We start from the raw sequence: 22,223 nt of genomic DNA, 5'->3' as shown, positions 1-22,223 counted from the left end.
TAAATGCGATCTTATAGACTGGAGGCAATGAACGGGACAACCCGCGCGCGGCCGTCAAAAGGCCGACAGACCTATGACAGGGGCAAGACGTGTTTAACGACGACCTTCGCAAATCCGCGACCGCAGGCGCGCATGAGCGCCGCGATGAGTTGACGGCAGGCAATCGCCTGCTGGGCCACGTCATTTCCTGCACAGGATCGCGTGCGACGATTTCCGCAACGACAGAACCCGGCAAGACGGATCTTGCCGAACTGTGGTCGGTCGGCAGACTGATTTCCATCGACCTTGGCGAAACACGCGTCGCAGCCCTCACCTACGCCATGAAAACCAGCGAAGCCGGTTGGTCGGCAAGCCGCAGCAACACGCTTCTGATTGATGTCGAGCTTCTGGGCGAAATCCATCTTACACCCGATGGCACCGAGCGTTTTTCCACCGGCATTTCCCGCTATCCCTATCTGGGCGCCATTGCCCACCGCATTCGCGCCAGCGACCTGATGCGGATCTATGACAATACCGGGGGTGGCGCTTGCGTCGTCGGCCGTCTGACGCAGGACGATAGCGTCGATGCGACGATCAGCATTCCGGAAATGCTGTCGAAGCACTTTGCCGTTCTCGGGTCGACCGGTGTCGGAAAGTCCACTGCGGTGTCGCTGTTGCTCAACAAGGCGATCGAGAAAGACCCGAAACTGCGCGTGCTGATTCTCGATCCGCACAATGAATATGCCGCAGCGTTTCCGCAGACATCCGTTGTTATCGATACCGATACGCTCGACCTGCCCTTCTGGCTGATGAAGCTGGAGGAATTCACAGAGGTGCTTTACCGCGGACGCAAGGCCGTAGCCGAAGAACTGGATGTCCTGCGCGACCTCATCCCGGAAGCCAAACGTGCCTTTCGCGGCTCGGAAAACTCCATCATGCGCCGCGCCTCGGAAAAGTCGTCTCTGACCTCCGATACCCCCATTCCTTACCGCATCGCCGATCTTCTCGCCCTTATCGATGAGCGCATCGGGCGGCTGGAGGGGCGCGACGAGAAGCCAGCCTTGCGCAATCTGAAAATGCGCATCATGTCGGCCATCAATGACCCGCGCTACCACTTCATGTTCTCCAACAGCACGATCAGCGACACGATCATGGAAACGGTCGCGTATATTTTCCGCGTGCCCGGCGAAGGCAAGCCCATCTCGGTCTTTCAACTGTCGGGCATTCCGTCAGAAGTCGTGAACTCCGTCGCATCTGTTCTATGCCGCATGGCATTCGAACTGGCGCTGTGGAGCCAGGGCGCGATCCACACGCTCGTGGTTTGCGAAGAAGCGCACCGCTATGTCCCCGCCGATCCCGCGCTCGGATTTTTCCCGACCCGACAGGCCATTGCCCGCATTGCCAAGGAAGGCCGTAAATACGGCGTTTCGCTCGGCATCATCACCCAGCGCCCCGGAGAACTGGACCAGACGATTCTCTCGCAGTGCTCGACGGTTTTCGCCATGCGGCTTTCCAACGAAAACGACCAGGAGATTATCCGCTCGGCTATCCCGAACTCGTCGGTTTCCACCACCAGCTTTCTGTCGTCCATCGGCAATGGCGAGGCCATCGCTTTCGGCGAGGCGATCAACGTACCGATGCGCATCAAGTTCAACCGCGTGCCGGTCCATGTCCTTCCGAAAGCCAACGGCGTCACGCACTCCGCACTGGAAGACACGCCGGATACGGTTGACCTGCGCTCCATCGTCAAACGCATGCGTTCGGTCAGTGGCCCGGACATTTCCGGGTTCCGCCAAAGCTACGACGCGAAGATCGCTCAGGACGCGGACGAGGAAGAATTCGAAAGCTGGAAACGGGAATTCAACGAAAGTACCGGAAGCGAACCCTATCGCCCGGAAATGCTGCCACGAAGCTCTGCCTTTTCTGCAAAAGCGCAAATGCCGACGACTGCGGCACCGCCGCGGGCTGATGTCTTGAAAAAACCGCTGGGAAGCCTGTATCGGAAGGATTGAGGATCGCTTCGCGCCTTAGGGCGTTTCCTCGTTAAATGGAAACACTCTAAGGCACAAGGCGTTCCCAGTCCTCTCCCATCTGATTGCGAAACCACGTCATCTGACGCTTGGCATATTGGCGGGTGGCAGCTGCGGCTTTGTCGATGACCTCTGCCTCACCCATGCGTCCCGCCAGCATCTCCGCAATCTGGAAAACACCAATGGCCTTCATCACCGTTGCGTCCGATGAAAGCCCGAGCGCCAGAAGCGCTCTGACTTCCTCAACGGCACCGCTCTCCATCATGCCTTCAAAACGACGGTTGATGCGGTCATGCAGCACGGCCCTCTCCGGCAGCACCACGAATTTTTCAGCTCGCGCCTGATCGATGATGACCGGCCCGTTGGCGTGTTGAAATGTGCGGATGGACTGTCCCGTCGCCTCCCAAATCTCCAAAGCGCGGACGATGCGCTGACCGTCGCTCGGCTTCAGGGCGGCGGCGGTCTGCGGGTCGTGGACCGATAGCTCGTCATAGAGGTTTGCAGACCCACTTTCGACCAATCGCGTCCGGTATCGCTCCCGGATTTCGGTCGGAATTGCCGGCATATCGGACAGTCCACCCGCCAAGGCTTGAAAATAAAGCCCTGTGCCGCCAACGATGACCGGATGACGCCCCTCGCTTCTTAGATTTTTCAGGAGCGCAGTCACGTCTCGCAGCCATTCACCGGTGGAATAGGATCTGGATGCGGGGATATTCCCATACATGTGATGCGGTATGCCATCCATGTCATCCGTGGAAGGCCGTGCGGTGAGCACCTGCAAGGTATCGTAGACCTGCATGCTATCGGCATTAATGACAACACCATTCTTCTGCCGGGCGACACGAAGCGCAAGCGCGGACTTGCCGCTTGCCGTTGGGCCGGTTATCAGGGTCGCATCGAATTCGTCACCAAGGTTTCTCATCATGGCTCTCGTTGCCACGCTTATCGCCAATCCGTCAAATCCTGTTCTCAATTCCGTCATAGCAGAGAGCGCCGCAAAGGCACTCGACGCTTCCGGCCTCTATTGGCTGGCGGATGGGATCGCATGCGATTTGGTGCTGCGCGATGGTACGGACTTGGCGGCGGCAGAACGCGTGCTGCGGATGGCTATCGCCGACAGACCCATCGACATCGCCATTCAGGATCAGGACAAGCGCCGCAAGAAAATTCTGATCGCCGACATGGATTCCACCATGATTCAGCAGGAATGCATAGACGAACTGTCGGCCGAAGTGGGCCTGAAAGACGAAGTTTCCCTGATTACCGCGCGCGCCATGAACGGCGAGATTGCATTCGAGCCTGCTCTGCGCGAGCGCGTGGCACTGCTGAAGGGCCTGCCAATTTCGGTGGTGGACGATGTCATCGAAAGACGTGTGACGCTGACCCCCGGCGGCATGGAGCTCATCGCCACCATGAAGGCGAAAGGCCACTATACGGCTCTGGTGTCGGGCGGTTTCACCGTCTTTACCAGCCGTATCGCTGAAACGCTCGGCTTTCATGAAAACCGCGCAAACATACTGGGCGAGAAAGACGGCCTTCTCGATGGCACCGTGGCCGAACCCATCCTCGGCAAGCAGGCAAAAGTTGATGCCCTCAACGACATTGCGACGACACTGGGGATTTCTCCTGACGACGCGATGGCTGTTGGCGATGGCGCCAACGATCTCGGCATGTTGCATCTGGCGGGATCGGGCGTTGCCTTACACGCCAAGCCAGCCGTTGCGGCAGAAGCGAAAATTCGCATCGATCACAGCGATCTGACCGCGCTTCTTTACCTTCAAGGTTATCGCAAGGCTGATTTCGTTACCTCATGATCTTGCGCGGAACTTCCAGACTGCTCCTTCGGGAATGGAGAGAGACGGACCGCGATCTTTTCCGGGAGATCAATGCGGACCCCAAAGTCATGGAGTTTTTCCCCCAGGCGCGAAGTCATGACGAATCCGACGTGGCGCTCGACCGGGTCAACGGGTTGATCCGCGCGACCGGTTACGGCTTCTATGCCATGGAACTGCGTGACACCGGCGAGCCGATCGGCTTCTGCGGCATTGTGCCCGTCAATCTCGAAGACATATTTCCGCTCGGCACGATGGAAATCGGTTGGCGTCTGGCGACCCGATACTGGGGTAAGGGTTATGCGACTGAAGCTGCGAAATCGCTCCTGGCCATGGGTTTCGATGAGAAAAAGCTGCCTGAAATCGTGTCTTTCGCAGTCAAGGACAACCAGCGCTCCGTGGCCGTCATGAAACGCACCGGCCTTATCCGAGACCCGTCACGTGATTTCCTGCACCCGCGCGTGCCGGACACCCACCCTCAGCTCAAACCGCACGTGACCTACGCGCTGACGCTGGAGCGGTGGTTGGGGAAATGAGCGACCAGTCGACAGGGACCAATGCGGTAACGCAGTGAAAGTCGAGCGGAAAAGCACTTATGCTTCGTCATCACCCGTGTCGAGCTTGCCCTGATCGAGCATACGACTGGCTTTGTCATTGAGAGCGGACGTAAGATTTTTTTCGGTCTTGGTACGACCGAATGTCAGGCGGTTTTGCTCCGCCTGCTTTTCCTTATCACTGCGCGCCTTCTGTTTGCGAAACTGGCGCAGATTAACGACATCGCCTGTCACGACCATCTCCCATCTGCGCCAATGACTTCAAACAATCACTTGTTCTTGCGGAATGCATCCAGAGAAACCACGGAGCCGGCCTTTTTCTCTTCGTCCGGCTTCTCTTCGGTCGAGGTCGAGGAAGCCTTGTTCTCGGCAGGTGCCGGATAGGCTGTGATTTCCGCCTCCACGACGTCTTCCTCTTCTGCCAGGGGAACGTCGAATTCGAGTTCGAAATTTACCGATGGATCATAGAAGCCCCTGATCGCATTGAAAGGAACGACAAGCTTTTCAGGCGTATCGGAGAAGGACAGGCCGATTTCGAACTGTGTGTCCGTAACCTTCATGTCCCAGAACTGATGCTGGATGACGATGGTCATCTGCTCGGCATACTTCGACTTCAGGTGCTGCGAGATACGCACGCCTGGAGCGCCGGTCAAAAAGGTGATGAAAAAATGGTGGTCGCCGGGTAGCCTTGCCGTCGCAGCAACTTCGCTCAATACCTTGCGAATAACGCCGCGAAGGGCATCCTGTGCGAGAATGTCGTAACGGATATGATCCTGCCCCATACGGTCCTGTCTTTCCTATGCAAACGTCTTTTATCGTATTATACGCAATGTCCTACAACGCAGCAACGGAAAAGCCCGCCTGCCCCGAGTCATTTCGACTTATAGCCGATCGCGCCGAAATGGAGAAGGTGGAGGTTTCTGTTGCCAGGTACCTCCGAACCCCGCCTTACGGGGCTAACCGTAAGGGCTTAAGTCGGAATTCCCACACCGCCATTAGGCAGCGAGAGCGTATTCCTTAGCGTTGTTGTCATTTGCAACTACACTTGTGACCCGATAACGGCGGTATCATGCCGAGCAAAAGTTCGATCTTTACACCCTTGTCGATCCTATTTCACCCCCATCAAAAGCCGGCCTTCTCAAAGGTCCGCCGGTTTTTGGTGGAGGCGCCGGGTACCGCCCCCGGGTCCAATAGGCTTATTTCATCGACCGTTTATCGCCATATCCGGATTTGCATCCGGCAAGGACCATATAGGCGCTTCGTGCGGCGGAGAAAAGGGGGCTGATGACATTTCGATGAAAGGTCGCGCGCAATTCTTGACGGGACCGCGGACTTGCCACATTCTGCTTTATAAGTAGAGACTTAAATTAACAGATTCATATGTGGGAGGACAGAACATGACGGACTATCTCGCAGATGTGAGACTATACGACGCCAATGCCGATGAAGACGCGGTGGCTAAAATTGTCAAACATCTCGGCATTGCTTTGCGCAATCGCGATTCTGCACTCGTTTCCTCATCAGATCCTGAAGAGTTGGCCCGTGTCAAAACGAACTGGTGTGGCAAGAAGCTGGGCGTGACCGGCGCCGATGCCGACAAAGCGGTCGATGACACCATTACCGCGATGAAGGGCGACCGCACAAAATCACGCGTGACCTTCTATTACCTCGTCGCCAAGCACCTCGGGAAATTGGAAACGCTCTGATTTCTGTGGGCCGCCGCCGTGGGTGACTGGCTCCGTAGCCTCGAAGGCCATATGGTGCCAGCTGTTTAGAATCGGCGGCGGACCATCATGAAGCAATATCTCGACCTTCTCCGGCATGTCATGGACACCGGTAGCGACCGGGGCGATCGGACCGGAACTGGTACGCGTTCCGTCTTCGGTTACCAGATGCGTTTCGATCTGTCTGAAGGCTTTCCGGTCCTGACCACCAAGAAGCTGCATCTGCGCTCGATCATTCACGAACTTCTGTGGTTCCTGAAGGGCGACACCAATATCGCCTACCTCAAGCAACACGGCGTTTCTATCTGGGACGAATGGGCCGATGAGGATGGCAATCTCGGCCCCGTCTATGGCGCCCAATGGCGCTCCTGGCCCGCACCCGATGGCCGCCACATCGACCAGATCACGCTTTTGATCGAAAGCCTCAAAACCAACCCCAATTCGCGCCGTCATATCGTATCGGCCTGGAACCCGGCTCTTGTGGATGACATGGCACTGCCACCCTGCCACTGTCTGTTCCAGTTCTATGTCGCGGATGGCAAGCTATCCTGTCAGCTCTACCAGCGCTCCGCCGATATCTTCCTCGGCGTTCCCTTCAACATCGCATCTTACGCGCTGCTGACGCTGATGGTGGCCCAGGTCACCGGCCTGAAGCCGGGCGATTTCGTCCATACGCTGGGCGATGCCCATATCTACGCCAACCATTTCGAGCAGGCGCAACTGCAAATGCAGCGCACGCCAAAAGCGCTGCCGTCCATGCGCCTGAATCCGGACGTTAAAAATCTCTTCGACTTCACGTTCGAAGATTTCACGCTGGAAAATTACGAGGCGGACGCCTCCATCAAGGCACCGATTGCGGTATGATACAGCCAAGCGTCATCCTCATAGCAGCTGTCGCTGAAAACGGCGTCATCGGCCGTGATCTCGACATGCCCTGGAAGCTGTCGTCGGACCTAAAGAGGTTCAAGGCGCTGACCATGGGCAAACCGATGATCATGGGACGAAAGACGTTCCTTTCGGTGGGAGAGCGTCCCTTGCCCGGACGTCCGCACATCATCGTCAGCCGCAATCCTGACTATCACCCCGATGGTGTCGATGTGGTTTGGTCTCTGGAAGATGCGCTCTCTTTGGCTCGAGACAGGGCGCAAGCTCTTGGCGTCGATGAGATTTTCGTGGCCGGTGGTGGCGAGATTTACCGTCAGGCCATGCCCTATGCAGATCAACTTTCCGTCACCCATGTCGAGGTGTCGCTGGAGGGCGATACTTTTTTCCCGACCATCGATCCGCTCGTCTTTTTCAAAACCGAGGAAACGCCTTGGCCTGCAGGGGAAAAAGACAATTACCCGGTGAGATTTACAACTTATCGTCGACATCACGCCAAGACGTGAACTATTTACCGTGATTGGGTATTAAGTTACCGCCTCTGCGTTGAAACGGACCGCTCTCCTACTTATAACTGAGACCACAGTCCCGCGTGACATGCGCAAGCATGGTCAGGAGGGAGCGGGAGAGTTTTTAGCATAAGAGGTATGGATGCCCTGGAGCAATCAGAATGGCGGCGGCGGCCCTTGGGGCGGCGGCGGCGGTAACAACGGTGGCAGCGGTGGAAACAACCAGGGAGGCCCCTGGGGTCAGGGACCAAACCGGCCACGTGGCGGCGGTGGTGGAGGCGGCGGCAATGGCGGCCCTCCAGATATCGAAGAGATCATTCGTCGCAGCCAGGACCGTTTCAAGAGCCTGCTTCCAGGCGGCATAAACGGTGGCGTGGTCGCCATCCTTGTTCTCGTCGTGCTGGCCTTTGTCGGGATTCAGTCGTTTTACACTGTTCGCCCGGACGAACGCGGCGTCGAAACACGCTTCGGCACACCGAAGGATGAGGTTTCGACGCAAGGCGCTCACTTCCTTCTCTGGCCGATCGAAACCGTTGAAATCGTCAAGGTGAGCCAGCAGCGGCTGAATATCGGGACGCGCTCGAATACATCAACAACCGATGCTTCGGCAACGGGCGTTATGCTGACGGGTGATCAGAACATCGTCAACGTGCAATTTGCCGTTCTTTACACGGTGAAAGACCCTAAATCATTCCTCTACAATGTCGAAGCGCCTTTGAACACGTTGCAGCAGGTGGCCGAAAGCGCCATGCGCGAAATCGTTGGACGGCGTCCAGCGCAGGACATTTTCCGCGACAACCGAGCACAGGTTGCCGAGGAGGTTAAGACAATCATCCAGAGCACCATGGATGGCTATGGTGCCGGCATCAACGTCAACGGGGTTTCTATTGAAGATGTAGCTCCGCCACGCGAGGTCGCCGATGCATTTGAAGAAGTTCAGCGCGCCGAACAGGACGAGGACCGTTTCGTGTCCGAAGCCAATCAATATGCCAACCAGAAGCTGGGTGCCGCGCGCGGCCAGGCTGCGCAGATCGTTGAAGAGGCCAGCGCTTACAAAAGCCGCGTCGTCAACGAGGCACAGGGTGAAGCACAGCGCTTCGTTTCAATCTATGACCAGTACCGCTCCGCGCCGGACGTAACGCGCCAGCGCATGTTCATTGAAACCATGGAGCAGGTTCTGAAAGGATCCAACAAGATCATTATTGACGAAAAGCAGGGCGTGATGCCGTATCTGCCGCTGAACGAGATCATGCGTAACAACCCGAATGCGGCACCTCGGGGGGGCAACTGATATGACCAATCGTCTCATTGCACTTATCGTGGGTTTTGCGATCATCTTATTTGTGGGCTACTCGTCCATCTATATCGTGACGCCGGTCACGCAGGCCGTTGTCCTTCGGTTCAACCAGATCCAGAGTGTCAGAAGCGAGCCAGGCATTTACTTCAAGCTGCCGTTCCCTTTCATGGGGCTTGATCGCGTGCAATACATTGAGAACCGTGCCCTTCGCCTCGACTACGAGAATATTCGAGCACAAGTTTCGGGCGGTAAGGTGTACGAGGTCGATGCGTTTCTCGTCTATCGTATCACCGATCCACGCCGCTTCCTTGCGAATGCGAGTGGCGATCAAGAGCGAGCTGAAGGGCAGCTGCGCACCCTGTTCGACTCCTCACTGCGCCGCGTCTATGGTCTGCGTGGGTTCGAATCCGCTCTCTCAGATGCGCGTGCATCGATGATGCAGGAAGTGCGAGACGACTTGCGGCCAAGTGCTGAAGATCTTGGCCTGAGCATTGTCGATGTTCGCATTCGACGCACCGATCTCAGTCAGGATGTCTCAGTCAACACATTCGGGCGCATGCGCTCCGAGCGTCTTGCCGAAGCGGAATTGATCCGCGCGCGTGGTAACGAAGAAGCACAGCGTCGTCGCGCTATCGCCGACCGTCAGGTCGTTGAGCTCGAATCCGATGCCAACCGCCAGTCGGAAGTGCTGCGCGGTGAAGGCGATGCAGAGCGGAACCGGATCTTCGGCGAAGCCTTCCAGCGTGATCCGAGCTTCTTCGAGTTCTATCGCTCGATGAGCGCCTATGCTACATCGTTGAGCGGCACGGGCACGACGCTGGTTCTGTCTCCGGACTCGCCGTTCTTCCGTTATTTCAACGATATCAATGGCGCATCTCCTCAGCCGGCGCCACCGGCTCCTGCTGCACCAGCAAACTGAGCACGGTGACATGATAACAAAGGGCCGGTGGAAACATCGGCCCTTCTGCTATTGAGGGCTGGCAAGTGGTTGACCGATCCCTGCATATGGATCGACTTATCAAAATTCGGAGATAGCATTGAACATCAACGATATTCCCTTCGGCACCACGGACTGGTCGCAGGTCGAACCCACGGTACACGCGGGAGAAACCGGAAGCGCCACCTGGCGTACCCGACACTTCGGCAGCATCCGTGTTCGCATGGTGGACTATACGCCCGGCTATCTGGCCGATCACTGGTGCACCAAGGGTCACATTCTGTTGTGCCTCGAGGGTGAACTGAACACCGAACTGGAAGATGGCCGCAATTTTCTTCTGAAAGCAGGCATGAGCTATCAAGTGGCAGACAATGCAGAGCCGCATCGCTCATCCACCTCCATCGGCGCCAGGCTTTTCATCGTCGATTGAGTGCATGTCGTGCAAAGCTGCACCTTTGCTGTGCGGCGTCGATTTTCGTGGATGATGGGGCGATTTGTCGATCATTCACGAAAAGGTATTTTTACACTTCATCATTCCGCCTTATGCTTGGCTAGTTTACAGAACGCCATGTTTTGCAAGACGCGAGGACGCCGTATGCCCGTTTCTACTCTTTCACCTTTCCGCAGCAGCATCGCCGCCATGGCAGGACTTGCCATCATCGCAGGCGGACTTGTTCCGGCAGGTGCCAGAGCGCAGAGCGTCGGCCCCGCGTCGGTCGCTGATCTGGCCGCGCCGCTGCTTGATGCGGTGGTCAACATCTCCACCTCTCAGAGCGTCAAGACCGAAGGTAAGGGCCCGACCCCTCCCCGCATTCCAGATGGCTCGCCCTTCCAGGAGTTTTTCAAGGATTACTTCGACAACAAGGATTCTGACAGCGGCGGCAAGGTCAGTTCTCTCGGCTCCGGCTTTGTCATCGACCCCGCCGGTTACGTCGTCACGAACAATCACGTTATCGAAGGTGCCGACGATATCGAGGTCATTTTCCCCAATGGCAACAAGCTGAAGGCCAAACTGGTCGGTACAGATACCAAGACCGATCTTTCGGTGCTGAAGGTGGAGCCGAAGGCGCCTCTGAAAGCCGTCAAATTCGGCGATTCCCGCGCCATGCGAATTGGTGACTGGGTCATGGCCATCGGCAATCCATTCGGGCTCGGTGGCTCGCTCTCCGTCGGCGTCGTGTCTGCGCGCGGCCGCAACATCAATGCAGGTCCCTACGACAATTTCATTCAGACGGATGCCGCGATCAACAAAGGGAACTCCGGCGGCCCGCTTTTCAACATGAAGGGTGAAGTCATCGGTATCAACACGGCCATTATCTCGCCCAGCGGCGGCTCGATCGGTATCGGCTTTTCCGTGCCCACCGAGCTTGCGCAAAACATCGTCCAGCAACTGATCGAGTTCGGTGAGACGCGTCGCGGCTGGCTTGGCGTTCGGGTACAGCCCGTCACCGAGGATATCGCATCCAGCCTTGCCATGGACAGCCCGCGTGGCGCGTTGATCTCGGGCGTGGTAAAGGGTGGGCCGGTCGAAAACGGCCCGATCCAGGCGGGCGACGTCGTCCTGACCTTCGATGGCAAACCTATTCAGGAAATGCGTGATCTGCCGCGTGTGGTCGCGGAAAGCCCCGTCGGCAAGGAAGTCGATGTCGTTGTGCTTCGTGACGGCAAGGAGCAGACCGTGAAAGTCAAGCTCGGCCAGTTGCAGGATAGCGCGGAAGAGCAACAGCCCGGAGCAGGTGCAGGCAACGAAGAAACGATGCCTGACGACGGCGAAGGCGGCGAGATGGCGCAGCCGAATGAGAACGGTGGCGAGCAAGACCCGCAGGCACCGGATCAGCGAGAGGCTGCACAGACAGTTCTCGGGATGAACCTCGTTGCATTGACGACGGAGCTGCGTACCGCAAAAAGCATCGCCGAAAGCGTCGAGGGTGTCTTGGTGGCAAGCGTCGAGCAGGGCTCGGTCGCTGAGCAAAAGGGCATCAAGGAAGGCGATGTCATCGTTGAGGTTGGCCAGGACTTCATGGACGTCCCCGGTGATGTGCTTGTGCGCGTCAACGGTCTGAAATCCGCCGGTCGCAAGAATGCCCATATGATGGTCGCAGACGCCAAGGGCAATCTGCGTTTCGTCGCAATTCCTCTGGAATAGCCTGAAGAAGACGCCAGGAGGGCGGTTTCCCACGTCCCGTCCTCCCGCGTCGTTAAAGCAACTTGCTCGCTGAAATATCACGCTGTGACGCTGGCAGTAAGGACGGCCCCATCCAACCAAGAGATTTTCTGAAGGCGGAACCTCACCGCATCGAGCAGCGTTAAAGCGTGCCAGCAAAGTTAAAGAATTAAAAAATCATAAGCTTACGCGCATCTAATACATCCGGCAGGCAGCGCGTTGAATCAGTTTGGAAAGACACAAATTTGATCCGCAAGCATTCCACCACGCTCCATGGTCACCGGACCAGCATATCCCTAGAAGACGCCTTTTGGGACGAACTTCGAACCATTGCCGAAAAACGCAAAATGAGCTTCGCCGCCCTTCTTGCAGAGATAGACGACAACCGCCCTGAGAACAGCAACCTCTCTTCGGCTTTGCGTGTCTATGTCTTGGGCTGGTTGAAAAGCCAATCCTAGCAAGATCGACAGAATCTCACATAGTGAAACTCAGGGCCTTCATCACAGCAATGATGGTCGCCCTTGCCAATGTGGACGTCGCAGCAGGCGGCAAGGCAATGATGATCTTTTTGAAGGCGGTCATCGCATTTTTTCCTCAAACCGGAAAACGCGGCGGCGCAAAGGGCTTGCGCGGACGCCATTCGTTTCCTGCCGGGCGCGACTAAAACGCTGAATAGAGCTTCCGGTCCTCGCACGATTTTAACCGCACTAACGAATATTTTCCTGCGTCGGTGGCACGATAAGCACCGGGCCTGCTGGCGGCTTCGGCTGCGTATCTTGCTCGCGCTCCAACCGGTCCTGTTCGGCTTTTTCAGCCTGAAGCCGTTCCTGCGCTAGAGTTCGCAAGCGCTCTTCTTCTTGCTTGCGGGCTTGCTCCGCCGCCGCCGCGCGTTCTTTTTCGGCCTGTCGCTCTGCAGCCGTAAACCGGAAGAGCGCGACTTCGCGACGCAAGCGTTGCTTTTCCATAATGCTGGCCTGCAATGCTTCAACCCGGCGTCGCTCCCGCTCAAACGCGCGTAGCGACAGGTATCCGGTTAGTCCCGACACATCGGTTGTAAGTGCCGGTTGGGAGAATGGACCCGTATAGTTGAGGCGAACGGAGGGCGTTGCGCCCGCAAGTTCCTCCGCACCGACGTCGAAAACGAGGTCGATGCCGCCAGTCAGCGTGCTGCTCGCAAGATCAAGTGCAACATCGGCAGTAACAGCCACCTGCTCGGTCTTGGCTGTCAAATTCTGCAGACGCATCTGGCCATCACCCAGCGTAAACGGCATGGACACAGCACCGAGCGGGATTTCGCCTTGCCAGAGATGCGCGTCTACCAGAGGGCGAACCTTGGCTGCATCAATGGTGCCTTGAAGCTCGTTTGCGGCTTGAAGCCATGGCTGGACAGAAGCCTGGTTCAGCCCACGCAAAACAAGGCCGTCCGCCCGGATTTCACCTGAGCCGCTTGCCGATGACAGAAGTTCGCTCACACTTTTGCCGGTCGCTTCCGCCGTCAAGTCGATGGCAAAGCGTCCACTGGCGACGGGCGTCTGCCCGCTTTTCCACATCACCGTCTCAGGGTTAATGCCGGATGCCGCGATCTTGGTGCGGAAGATGCCAGCGCCCTCGCCTGCAGACATGGAGACCCACCCCGAAATCTTGCCGCCCATCCAGTCGCCGCTCATATTGTCCAGCGACAGCATGCCGTTCGACTGGTTGAGCACAAAGGCCATACCCGTCACGGTGCCATAGGCGCCTGTTTCGAAGTTTGCGGCTTTAACATTAAAAGAGGCGTCGAGTTTCGGAAAGGCAGGAAGAGAAACAGGCTTGGCGCTCAAGGCGCCAGATTCGGGATCAATCACCGGGCCGTAAATCGTGTCCCCAAGCCATGCCAAATCGACGGTATCAAGAGATATGTCGCCCGTCACCTTATACGGTTCGGCCAGCGACGTGGAAAAACTACCTGTTATCGGATTTCCACCGGCCTGCCCCGACAGACTGGACAGGGTTGCCTTCTCCTGGTCAACAGTCAGCGTGGCCTTTCCTTTTACGGACATGCCCCCACCCAATTGCGGCAGGCCGACAGCATTCATAATGAGGTAAGGCTCGAGATCAGCGCTTTCCAACGAGACATCGGCATTACCCTGTCCGAAACTTCCCGCCGCGAGCGAAAAATGACCATTGGCCGAAAAATGGGTACGCTCGGTCGAAAAGCGAAAGTCTGTTTGTACTGGCGACCCAAGCGTGCCGTTGAGCTTCAGCGACAACAATCCTTCGCCATCGGCGTCGAAAGGCAGCGGATCGAGACCCGCTTGACCAAACAGGATCGCCGTCGACTGATTCTTGAGAACGGCCTCCAGCGTCAGCGCTGCGTCATCCGTGTTGGACAAGACATCGGGAAGCTTGGCAACCGCAGACACACGGCTTCCATTGATGGTCCCCGATACGGCGGCGTTCGCACCGCCATTGTTGCTATCTACCGAAAGATCGACGGCAATGTCGGAATTCGAATACCACGGCGCACTCACAACCAGCCGGTCCACAAGGGGGTGATGCGGCAACTTCTGACGCAGCAGATTAAACACGGGCTGCATATCGGCGGCACGAAGATTGACGGTTCCCTTGCCCTCAAAGTCCGACAACGAGCCCTTGATCTGCCCCTTTGCCCGGACCTCGGCCCCCGCAATATCACCAGCCGTCATGCTCTGGAGCGCGAGGACGCCATCGGTCAGGGTAAAGGCGGTTTCCACGCGGTTGGCTGTGACACCCGCCATGTTGAAGCGATCAGCCTTGAACTTGGCTGTAATGCGGTGGTCGAGAACGGAGCTACCGACCTGATCGCCCAGAGCAAGTCCGCCCAGCGCTTTCAGCGCATCCAGATCGATCTCGTTGCCGGACAAATCAATATCGATGCTGGCGCCCTTGTCCTCGGCCTGACGGATCAAGCGGCCGCGCAATGATGCCTGACCGATGGCCAGCTCCAGATTTTCGAAACGCTGCGCCTGCGTCGTCAACGATACGGTCGACGAAAATCCCGCCGCATTCAGCTGCCGGATGGCCGGATCAACCGTGCCGGACAGCCAGTTGGCAAGACCAGATGGTTGGTTGGAGGCAACAAGGAGATCGCCGTTGAACGCCGGACCATTGGTCAACGTCAGAGAACCCTTGGCTTCAAACTGGGTGCGTCCAGGCAGCACGGCGACGGCGTTTTCAACCTGCCAACCGGCACCGTCCGGGCGCACATCGAGACGGATATCCCGAATGGTGGTGTCATCGGACACCAGTGCGGGAAGCCGGATGCTGGCTTTGCCAGGAACCTGCGGCACGGGAATGCGCGCAATGAGGCTGGCGAAGGACTCGATGCGCTGACGCAATGAGGCGGTCGGCACACGCGATGTCTTGCCCGTTTGAACCGGTGCAGGTGCAAAACGGTTGAAATCGATCTGCTGTCCATCCGCCGTCAGCAGGAACTCGGGTGCCGTTCCCGTGTCGAGTGTGGCTTCACCGGTGACGATGTACGGGTTTTCCGCTCCGCCCAACTCCATACGGTAACTCGGCACGCGCACACGACCGTTGGTCAGTTCGAAGCTGCCGCGGGTGCGCGGTGCAGTGAAGATGGATTGGGACTGGCTGGCCTGCTGCTTCTGCTTGTCATCCTGTCGGAAATTGAAGGCGAAGGAACCGCTATAGACCGGCCGGCCCCCGGTCGCAGCAATTGCCCCATCCAGATCGATCTCGACCGGATGCTCATCCGGGAGCATACGAAGACGGAGACCCATGCGCCCGGCATTAGCCTCCGGCTCACCGCTGGAGAGTGAAAACGACCCTGCGTGACCATCGACCGCTGCACGACCCTCCGCACGCCAGGGACCGGCAAGCGACTTGGCGGACATATCGGCAGTCAGACCCGTAACGATGCGGTTGCGACCGGATTGCTCATCGATGAATTCAATCTGGCCGCCTTCGATGCTGACATTTTCCAGCACGACGGTCTTGGCCGGAATGACGGCGCGGCTTCCCCGCGTCCAGTCCAGCGTTCCATCCTTCAGCAGCCTGATCTTGGCTTTCGGCTCCTCGATGCGCATATCGAAGATACGGGCTTCCCCGGAGAGGAACGGCGCAAGTTCTGCATCCATGGAGAAACGGGCAACCTGGATTTGCGGGGAACCGTCAGCATCCATACCGGCGCGCACGTCATGCAACGTGACCGATGGAAAAGGCAGAAGCCGGGCTTCAACGCGGCCGTGTACCACGACCTTCTTGCCCAGAATACGGCTTGCCTGATCCTCGAAGTCGCGCCGAAAATCAGTCCAGTCGATAAAATACGGGATGAACAGCGCCGCAAACAGCGCCACGACAAGCAGTCCGCCCAGAAAAACCAATATGCGTCCGAGCACGACCTGACGTCTCCCTTAACCGACGATGAAAACTATCTTTTTTTCCCGCCAGAGCAAGCATCATTTCGGCGTCAAAGATAGTCTCCTATACGCTATCGACGCGAAAAAGCTTACCCGGATTGAAAATATTATTCGGATCAAGTGACCGCTTGATGGCAACCATCACATCAAGCGCGCCACCCACCTCTTCTGCCAGGAAACTCATCTTGCCCTGTCCGATGCCGTGCTCGCCGGTACAGGTCCCATCCGCATCAATCGCCCGCCGGTTCAATCGGGCAACGAAGGCTTCAGTGGCTGCAACACTTGCGGCATCCTTGCCATCGAACAGCACAAGAACGTGGAAGTTTCCGTCCCCCGCATGACCGACGATGGGTGCAAGCATGGCGTTGTCGATGATGTCCTGCTGGGTCTCCGTCACGCATTCCGCAAAGCGGGAAATCGGAACGCAGACATCAGTCGAGAGTACGTCAAGATGCGGCGCGAGCGCTTTGGATGCCCAATAGGCATCGTGCCGCGCCTTCCACAGCTTGGCCCGCTCCTGCGCATCGCTTGTCCAGCGAAACGCGCTGCCCCCACACTCTTCAACGATCTCCGAAAATTGCCGGGATTGCAGCGCGGTCGTTTCCTCCGTACCGTGAAATTCCAAAAACAGGGTTGGCTTTTCTTCGTAAGACAGGCCGGAATAAGCGTTACAGGCGCGGATCTGAACCTCGTCCAGAAGCTCGATGCGCGCAACGGGAACGCCCATCTGAACCGTCATGATGACGGCGTCGCAGGCCTCCTTGATGGTCGCGAACGTGCAGACGCCGCCTGCGATCTTCTCCGGGATACCCTGCAAACGCAATGTAACGGAGGTAATGACTCCAAGCGTACCCTCTGCCCCAACGTAAAGTCGCGTCAGATCATAGCCAGCCGACGATTTGCGTGCGCGGCGACCGGTGCGGATTTCCTCGCCATTGGCCGTGACCACCGTCAGCGCCAGCACATTGTCCTTCATCGTGCCGTAACGCACAGCGTTGGTGCCGGACGCGCGGGTAGATGCCATTCCGCCAATAGACGCATTGGCCCCGGGATCGATGGGAAAGAACAGACCCGTGTCACGCAGATAGGTATTGAGCTGTTCGCGCGTCACACCCGGCTCCACCGTAACATCCAGATCCTCGGCATTGACCGAGAGAATGCGGTTCATGCGGCTGAAATCGACCGAAATGCCGCCCGTGGGCGCATTGATCTGTCCCTCAAGCGAAGACCCCACGCCGAAAGGAATGACCGGAACATGATGTTGCGCACAGGCTCTGACCACGGCTTTCACGTCATCGGATTTTTCCGCGAACACAACGGCATCGGGCAATTGCGTGGTGAGATACGTGGTGGTGTGCGCATGTTGCTCTCGAAAAGACTGGCCGGTCTGAATCTTATCGCCAAGCTGTTGTTTGAGAACATCGAGAACGGCAGCGATTCCCGCTTCGTTTCTCATTCCGGCAACCACGTCTTTCAATGCCATCATCGTCTCCAATGCAATACGAAACCGGACTCACCCCGTCAGGCAAGTCCGGCTGGTATGTGGCACGACCTTGGATTTGTCCAGCAGAGCCACTGCCAGAATGGCGCACCGTCTAGCACGTCATTCTGCGGCGAGCAGTTGCTTGTCTTCCTCGATGGCCCTGCGACGAATGGCGGTTTCCAACTCCCGATGAAGACGAATTTCCGCATCCGCCTGCGGCTTGGCAAAGCGGGCAATCAGCAGATAGGAGACCGGCGTGATATAGAGCGTAATCAGCGTTGCAAAACCCAGACCACCGACGATGACCCAGCCGAGCGCAATACGCGCTTCCGCGCCAGCACCCTGCGCCATAACCAGCGGGACCCCGCCCAGGATGGTCGCGATCATCGTCATCATCACAGGACGTAGACGAATGGTACACGCTTTTTCGATGGCCTCGCGAACGCTCGCGCCCTGGTCACGCAGATGGTTGGCGAATTCCACGATCAGAATACCGTTCTTCGCCATGACCCCAACCAGAAGCACAAGGCCGATCTGGCTGTAAACGTTGAGGCTGGAGCCGGTAAACAGCAATGCAATGACGGCGCAAGCGAGACCGAGCGGCACGGTCGACATGATGATGACAGAACTCAGAACGCTTTCAAACTGGGCCGCAAGCACGAGAAAAATGATGGCAATGGCAAAGCCGAAGGTCAGCAACATGCCGCTGGAATTTTCCTGCAGGGTTGCGGCTTCACCCAAAGGCAAGAGTCGCGCACCGGTCGGCATCACCGATTTGGCCATCTCCTCCACGCGGGCAACTGCCTCGCCCAGCGACACACCTTCCTTAAGGTTTGCCGTGAAGCCCACCGATGGCAATTGCTGTTCGCGATTGAGTTGCGGTGAGACCGCCGTTTCTTTCAAAGATGCGATGATTGACATCGGCACCATCCGCCCGTCCTTGGCCTTGAGAAAAATGTTCTCCAGATCGGTCGGATCGTTGATCGGGCGCGTCGACGACAATAGCCTGACGGGGACCGCATCGCCATCCACGAAGACATCGACGATGGAGCGGCCTTCGAGCAGAGACTGCATGGCCGTGGAAAGTCCGGTGATATCGATACCAAGATCGGAGGCGCGCTCACGGTCGATCGATACGGACAATTGCGCTTGGTTGGGCTCGTTTTCAAAACGCGGCGTGTCGAACAGGCCGCTTTCTTCCATGGACAGCAAAAGCTTCTGCGTGGCCTCCGTCAGCGCAGGATAGTTGGCGCCGATCATCGCCATGCTGAGACCGTTGCCAGCACCGCGAATGCGAAGACTGTTGGGCTGCGATGCAGAAGCACGAAGCCCCGGCACCGTCTGCGCAGCGGCGTTGATGTCCTGCGCAATCTGGTTCTGTGTCCGCTCCCGGTCTGCCCATGGTGCCAGCGTCAGAACGACAAAACCGGTATTGGATGAACCGTTCATTCCAGTAATGGAATAAATATTCCGGATCTCACCGCTGTCGCGGAGCGGCTGCAGGTTTTCCTCGACACGCTGCAATTGATCACGTGTGTACTCGAGGCTGACGCCCTGTGGTGCAGTGACGCGTAGCACAACGGAAGAGCGGTCTTCGCGTGGGGTCAATTCATTTTGAACCATGCCAAAGGCAATCCATGACACGCCCGCAAAACCAAGCGCTACGATCACGACAATCAGGGGACTGTTAAGGCAGGCAGACAGCGTCCTTTTATAGAAAGAAGCAAAGACGTTGCCGAACCAAGCGAGTGGACCCGTCGGCTCTTTAACCCCGTTTTTCAACATACGCGATGCCAGCATCGGGCAAAGCGTCAACGCGACGATAGACGACAGTCCGACCGCAAAAGCCAGCACGAAGCCAAACTCGCGGAACAGGCCACCCAACTGGCCGGGCAGGAACGACAGCGGAATGAACACGGCCGCAAGCGTGGCCGTCGTTGCGATAACCGCGAAGAAAACCTCCTGTGTGCCGAGAACAGCGGCTGCCCGGGGACCCATGCCTTCCGATCGTCGGCGGACGATGTTTTCGAGGACGACAATGGCGTCGTCCACCACCAGGCCCGTCGCCAAGACAATAGCGAGCAGCGTCAGGATATTGATCGAGAAGCCGACCATATAGATGGCGACGATGGTGCCGATCAGAGCAACCGGCATGGTAATGGCCGGTATAAGCGTGGCGCGCCAATCCCGGAAGAAGAGATAAAGGACAACGACGACGATGAGAGCGGAAAGCCCAAGCGCCAGTTCAACCTCGTGCAGGGCGCCCTCGATGAACACCGCATCATCGCTGGTAATAACGATGCGGGTGTTTTCAGGCAGGTTGGGTGCCATCGCCGCGACAACAGCTTTGACACCGGTCGATATGTTCAGCGTATTGGACTGTGCCTGACGGATGACTCCAAGGCCCACGCCCTGGACCCCGTTGGACCGCAACGAGGTCGTTTCGTCATCAGCCCCCAGCATGACGCTGGCGACATCGCGAAGCCGCACCCGGTCCTTGACGATGAGGTTTTCAAATTCGGAAGGCTTGGTCAGGCTGGCGGTCGCGCGGACCACAATGTCCTGCGTCGAGCTCTTGAGAGAACCAGCGGGAACGTCCAGCGCCGCCGTGCCGAGCGCAGTAGCCACGTCCGTCACGGTCAGCCCACGGCTGGCAAGCGCGCCCTGATCGAGATCGATGCGGAAGACTTTTTCCTGATCGCCATAAAGCTCGACATCGGCCACTCCGTCCACCGCAGCCAGACGATCGATGATTTCGTCATCGACCAGCTTTGTCAGATCTTCCATGCTGAGGCTGGAAGACGTGACGGCAAGACGCATGATGGGCTGACTGTCGGAATCGGCCTTGATGATCTGCGGCTCATCGGCATCGTCAGGCATCTGGTTGGTAATACGACCGATAGCGTCGCGCACATCATTCGACGCGACGGCGATATCGACTTTGTCGTTAAACTCCATCGTCACGCGGCTGGTGCCGAACTGCGATGTGGAGGAAATGGATTTGACGCCACTGACACGTGCAACCGCACCCTCGATGGTCTGCGTCACCTCCTGGTCGATGGTCTGTGGCGACGCGCCGTCATAAGTCGTGCGCACGGTGATAACCGGACGGTCCACATCCGGCAATTCACGCACATCGACGCCGACGAGCGCAGCAAGACCGGCGACCACCAAAAGCGTGTTGATGACGGCGGCGAGAATGGGACGACGAACGAAAAGCGCCGTTAAGGCGAGCTTGGAATCGGTTGCACCGGTTGGCGTCTGCTCCGTCATTGGCTGGCGACCTCCGGTGCCTTCTTCTGGTCCGCAGTACGGACCGAGCCGCCCTCACGCACACGCTGCAAACCTTCGATAACGATTGGTTCGCCTTGGACCAGTTCGGCCTTGACCAAAACGGAATCCGGGTTGCGCTGAACGACCTGAACGCGAACCTTGTGCGATTTGTCATCCTTCACGCGCCAAACATAGGAGCCTTCGGCATCCCACTGCACGGCCAGAGGATCGACAGAGGGATAGTTGTCGCCGGTAAATCCCATGGTCACGGCAAAGGACATGCCTGCACGCAGATCGTCATTGGCATTCTCGAACACGGCACGAACGCGCACGGTGCGGCTCGCCTCATCAACGCGGTTGTCGACAGCTTCGACCTTACCCTTGAATGTCTCGCCGGGACGCGAAATCGACGTCGCTTCCACTGGCATGCCGACCTTGATGGCTGTGGTGAAGCGCTCGGGTGCCCAGAAGTTAACGAGAATTTTCGAACGGTCATCAATGCTGACGATGCTTGTCTGTGTCGTTGCATTGTCGCCGACATTAATCGCCACAATCCCGGCGATACCATCGATCGGCGCAAGGATGTTTCGGCGCTTGAAATTCAGCTCGGCAGTGCTGACTGCAAGCTTGGCGGCTTCCTCGGCAATCTGCGCATCGAGCACATCCAGCCGTGCAACGGAACGCAGATTTCGGTACGAGGTCGATTTCTCAACGGCACTTCTCAAAGACACCTGTGCCTTCTCACGCTCGATGACCTGCTCGTCATCGTCGAGCCGCGCCAGCACGTCACCTTTTTTGACACTCTGACCTGACGAAACCAGGATTTCGGAAATCAGACCGGATGCCTGTGGCGTCACCACCACGGACTGAATGGCCTCGCCATTGCCGATGGCGTTCAGTCGGTCGTTGATGGTGCCCACCTTGACAGGCGCTATCGAAACAAGGGTGGCGCTATTGCCGCGTCCACCGCCCTGTCCGCGCCCTGCCCCACCGCCAGCGGGTGCGGAACCGGCTTTGGCCGCAGGTTGTTCAGGGCTCGCAAGTCCCGCTTTCGCAAGCACGTTTCTGCCATCGGGCGACATAAACACCCATAGACAGACGCCAGCACCCACAACAGCCAGACTGACACCGACCTGCTTCCAAACCTTCATATAATTCT

General features: G+C 57.6%; 18 protein-coding genes and 1 other RNA gene. 11 read left to right on the top strand and 8 right to left on the bottom strand.

The features are described from left to right. Positions 1-89 precede the first annotated feature (89 nt). Positions 90-1,991, top strand: coding sequence for an ATP-binding protein (locus GGQ73_RS08505; protein WP_183895548.1), 1,902 nt, complete (start codon positions 90-92; stop codon positions 1,989-1,991). Positions 1,992-2,037: 46 nt separating this feature from the next. Here the strand turns inward: GGQ73_RS08505 and miaA are convergent, their stop codons facing one another. Further along, a complete protein-coding gene (gene miaA / locus GGQ73_RS08500) occupies positions 2,038-2,934 on the bottom strand; it encodes a tRNA (adenosine(37)-N6)-dimethylallyltransferase MiaA (protein WP_183895546.1) in 897 nt (298 codons plus the stop codon). Between miaA and serB the strand changes: the two genes are divergently transcribed. Continuing rightward, positions 2,933-3,823 carry a phosphoserine phosphatase SerB gene (serB, locus tag GGQ73_RS08495; RefSeq protein ID WP_183895544.1) on the top strand — a complete coding sequence of 297 codons (891 nt, stop codon included), beginning with the start codon at positions 2,933-2,935 and terminating at the stop codon, positions 3,821-3,823. The two genes, miaA and serB, sit on opposite strands and share 2 nt — an antisense overlap. Beyond that, entirely contained in the window at positions 3,820-4,377 is a 558-nt protein-coding gene (locus tag GGQ73_RS08490) for a GNAT family N-acetyltransferase (protein WP_183895542.1), read from the top strand. The genes serB and GGQ73_RS08490 overlap by 4 nt, the downstream gene beginning before the upstream one ends. Before the next feature lie 57 nt (positions 4,378-4,434). Here the strand turns inward: GGQ73_RS08490 and GGQ73_RS08485 are convergent, their stop codons facing one another. The 3 genes from GGQ73_RS08485 to ssrA form a co-directional block, all read right to left on the bottom strand. Next, on the bottom strand, positions 4,435-4,629 hold the full coding sequence (locus tag GGQ73_RS08485; protein ID WP_183895540.1) for a DUF4169 family protein: 195 nt from the start codon (positions 4,627-4,629) through the stop codon (positions 4,435-4,437). Positions 4,630-4,664: 35 nt separating this feature from the next. Next, the gene (locus GGQ73_RS08480) at positions 4,665-5,177 is read right to left on the bottom strand and encodes an SspB family protein (protein WP_174153467.1); all 513 of its coding nucleotides are present in this window, start codon (positions 5,175-5,177) and stop codon (positions 4,665-4,667) included. 127 nt (positions 5,178-5,304) lie between these two features. After that, positions 5,305-5,675: a transfer-messenger RNA gene (ssrA, locus tag GGQ73_RS08475) on the bottom strand. 117 nt (positions 5,676-5,792) lie between these two features. Between ssrA and GGQ73_RS08470 the strand changes: the two genes are divergently transcribed. The 8 genes from GGQ73_RS08470 to GGQ73_RS08435 all read left to right on the top strand — a co-directional run bounded on the left by GGQ73_RS08470 (position 5,793) and on the right by GGQ73_RS08435 (position 12,366). Beyond that, positions 5,793-6,101, top strand: a complete 309-nt coding sequence (locus GGQ73_RS08470; RefSeq protein WP_183895538.1) for a DUF2853 family protein — start codon at positions 5,793-5,795, stop codon at positions 6,099-6,101. Between the two features lie 87 nt (positions 6,102-6,188). Next, positions 6,189-6,983, top strand: coding sequence for a thymidylate synthase (locus GGQ73_RS08465; RefSeq protein WP_183895536.1), 795 nt, complete (start codon positions 6,189-6,191; stop codon positions 6,981-6,983). Next, a complete protein-coding gene (locus GGQ73_RS08460; protein WP_183895534.1) occupies positions 6,980-7,507 on the top strand; it encodes a dihydrofolate reductase in 528 nt (175 codons plus the stop codon). Before GGQ73_RS08465 ends, GGQ73_RS08460 begins: the two co-directional genes overlap by 4 nt. Before the next feature lie 145 nt (positions 7,508-7,652). Continuing rightward, a complete protein-coding gene (hflK, locus tag GGQ73_RS08455; RefSeq protein WP_183895532.1) occupies positions 7,653-8,801 on the top strand; it encodes an FtsH protease activity modulator HflK in 1,149 nt (382 codons plus the stop codon). 1 nt (position 8,802) lies between these two features. Next, the gene (hflC, locus tag GGQ73_RS08450; RefSeq protein WP_183895530.1) at positions 8,803-9,726 is read left to right on the top strand and encodes a protease modulator HflC; all 924 of its coding nucleotides are present in this window, start codon (positions 8,803-8,805) and stop codon (positions 9,724-9,726) included. 118 nt (positions 9,727-9,844) lie between these two features. Further along, positions 9,845-10,174, top strand: a complete 330-nt coding sequence (locus tag GGQ73_RS08445) for a DHCW motif cupin fold protein (protein ID WP_183895528.1) — start codon at positions 9,845-9,847, stop codon at positions 10,172-10,174. Positions 10,175-10,339: 165 nt separating this feature from the next. After that, positions 10,340-11,890: a Do family serine endopeptidase gene (locus tag GGQ73_RS08440; RefSeq protein ID WP_183895526.1), complete on the top strand. Its 1,551-nt coding sequence runs from the start codon at positions 10,340-10,342 to the stop codon at positions 11,888-11,890. A 263-nt stretch (positions 11,891-12,153) separates the two neighbouring features. Further along, positions 12,154-12,366: a ribbon-helix-helix domain-containing protein gene (locus GGQ73_RS08435; protein WP_174153484.1), complete on the top strand. Its 213-nt coding sequence runs from the start codon at positions 12,154-12,156 to the stop codon at positions 12,364-12,366. A 249-nt stretch (positions 12,367-12,615) separates the two neighbouring features. Here the strand turns inward: GGQ73_RS08435 and GGQ73_RS08430 are convergent, their stop codons facing one another. The 4 genes from GGQ73_RS08430 to GGQ73_RS08415 form a co-directional block, all read right to left on the bottom strand. After that, positions 12,616-16,287, bottom strand: coding sequence for an AsmA family protein (locus tag GGQ73_RS08430; protein ID WP_183895524.1), 3,672 nt, complete (start codon positions 16,285-16,287; stop codon positions 12,616-12,618). 85 nt (positions 16,288-16,372) lie between these two features. After that, complete coding sequence (locus GGQ73_RS08425; RefSeq protein ID WP_183895522.1) at positions 16,373-17,791, bottom strand: FAD-binding oxidoreductase; 1,419 nt, start codon at positions 17,789-17,791, stop codon at positions 16,373-16,375. 120 nt (positions 17,792-17,911) lie between these two features. Continuing rightward, positions 17,912-21,064, bottom strand: coding sequence for an efflux RND transporter permease subunit (locus GGQ73_RS08420; protein ID WP_183895520.1), 3,153 nt, complete (start codon positions 21,062-21,064; stop codon positions 17,912-17,914). Continuing rightward, positions 21,061-22,215, bottom strand: a complete 1,155-nt coding sequence (locus tag GGQ73_RS08415; RefSeq protein ID WP_183895518.1) for an efflux RND transporter periplasmic adaptor subunit — start codon at positions 22,213-22,215, stop codon at positions 21,061-21,063. Before GGQ73_RS08415 ends, GGQ73_RS08420 begins: the two co-directional genes overlap by 4 nt. Positions 22,216-22,223 lie beyond the last annotated feature (8 nt).

The organism is Rhizobium skierniewicense (assembly GCF_014196515.1).
Classification (GTDB): domain Bacteria; phylum Pseudomonadota; class Alphaproteobacteria; order Rhizobiales; family Rhizobiaceae; genus Agrobacterium; species Agrobacterium skierniewicense.
This window is presented reverse-complemented; position numbering and strand designations above follow the sequence as displayed.

Bases quoted from the DNA above. Each gene is read 5' to 3' on its own strand.
- GGQ73_RS08465 (WP_183895536.1), top strand. From the start codon at position 6,189: ATGAAGCAATATCTCGACCTTCTCCGGCATGTCATGGACACCGGTAGC.
- GGQ73_RS08425 (WP_183895522.1), bottom strand. From the start codon at position 17,791: ATGGCATTGAAAGACGTGGTTGCCGGAATGAGAAACGAAGCGGGAATC.
- miaA (WP_183895546.1), bottom strand. From the start codon at position 2,934: ATGATGAGAAACCTTGGTGACGAATTCGATGCGACCCTGATAACCGGC.
- GGQ73_RS08420 (WP_183895520.1), bottom strand. From the start codon at position 21,064: ATGACGGAGCAGACGCCAACCGGTGCAACCGATTCCAAGCTCGCCTTA.
- GGQ73_RS08440 (WP_183895526.1), top strand. From the start codon at position 10,340: ATGCCCGTTTCTACTCTTTCACCTTTCCGCAGCAGCATCGCCGCCATG.
- serB (WP_183895544.1), top strand. From the start codon at position 2,933: ATGGCTCTCGTTGCCACGCTTATCGCCAATCCGTCAAATCCTGTTCTC.
- GGQ73_RS08480 (WP_174153467.1), bottom strand. From the start codon at position 5,177: ATGGGGCAGGATCATATCCGTTACGACATTCTCGCACAGGATGCCCTT.
- hflC (WP_183895530.1), top strand. From the start codon at position 8,803: ATGACCAATCGTCTCATTGCACTTATCGTGGGTTTTGCGATCATCTTA.
- GGQ73_RS08490 (WP_183895542.1), top strand. From the start codon at position 3,820: ATGATCTTGCGCGGAACTTCCAGACTGCTCCTTCGGGAATGGAGAGAG.
- hflK (WP_183895532.1), top strand. From the start codon at position 7,653: ATGCCCTGGAGCAATCAGAATGGCGGCGGCGGCCCTTGGGGCGGCGGC.
- GGQ73_RS08470 (WP_183895538.1), top strand. From the start codon at position 5,793: ATGACGGACTATCTCGCAGATGTGAGACTATACGACGCCAATGCCGAT.
- GGQ73_RS08460 (WP_183895534.1), top strand. From the start codon at position 6,980: ATGATACAGCCAAGCGTCATCCTCATAGCAGCTGTCGCTGAAAACGGC.
- GGQ73_RS08415 (WP_183895518.1), bottom strand. From the start codon at position 22,215: ATGAAGGTTTGGAAGCAGGTCGGTGTCAGTCTGGCTGTTGTGGGTGCT.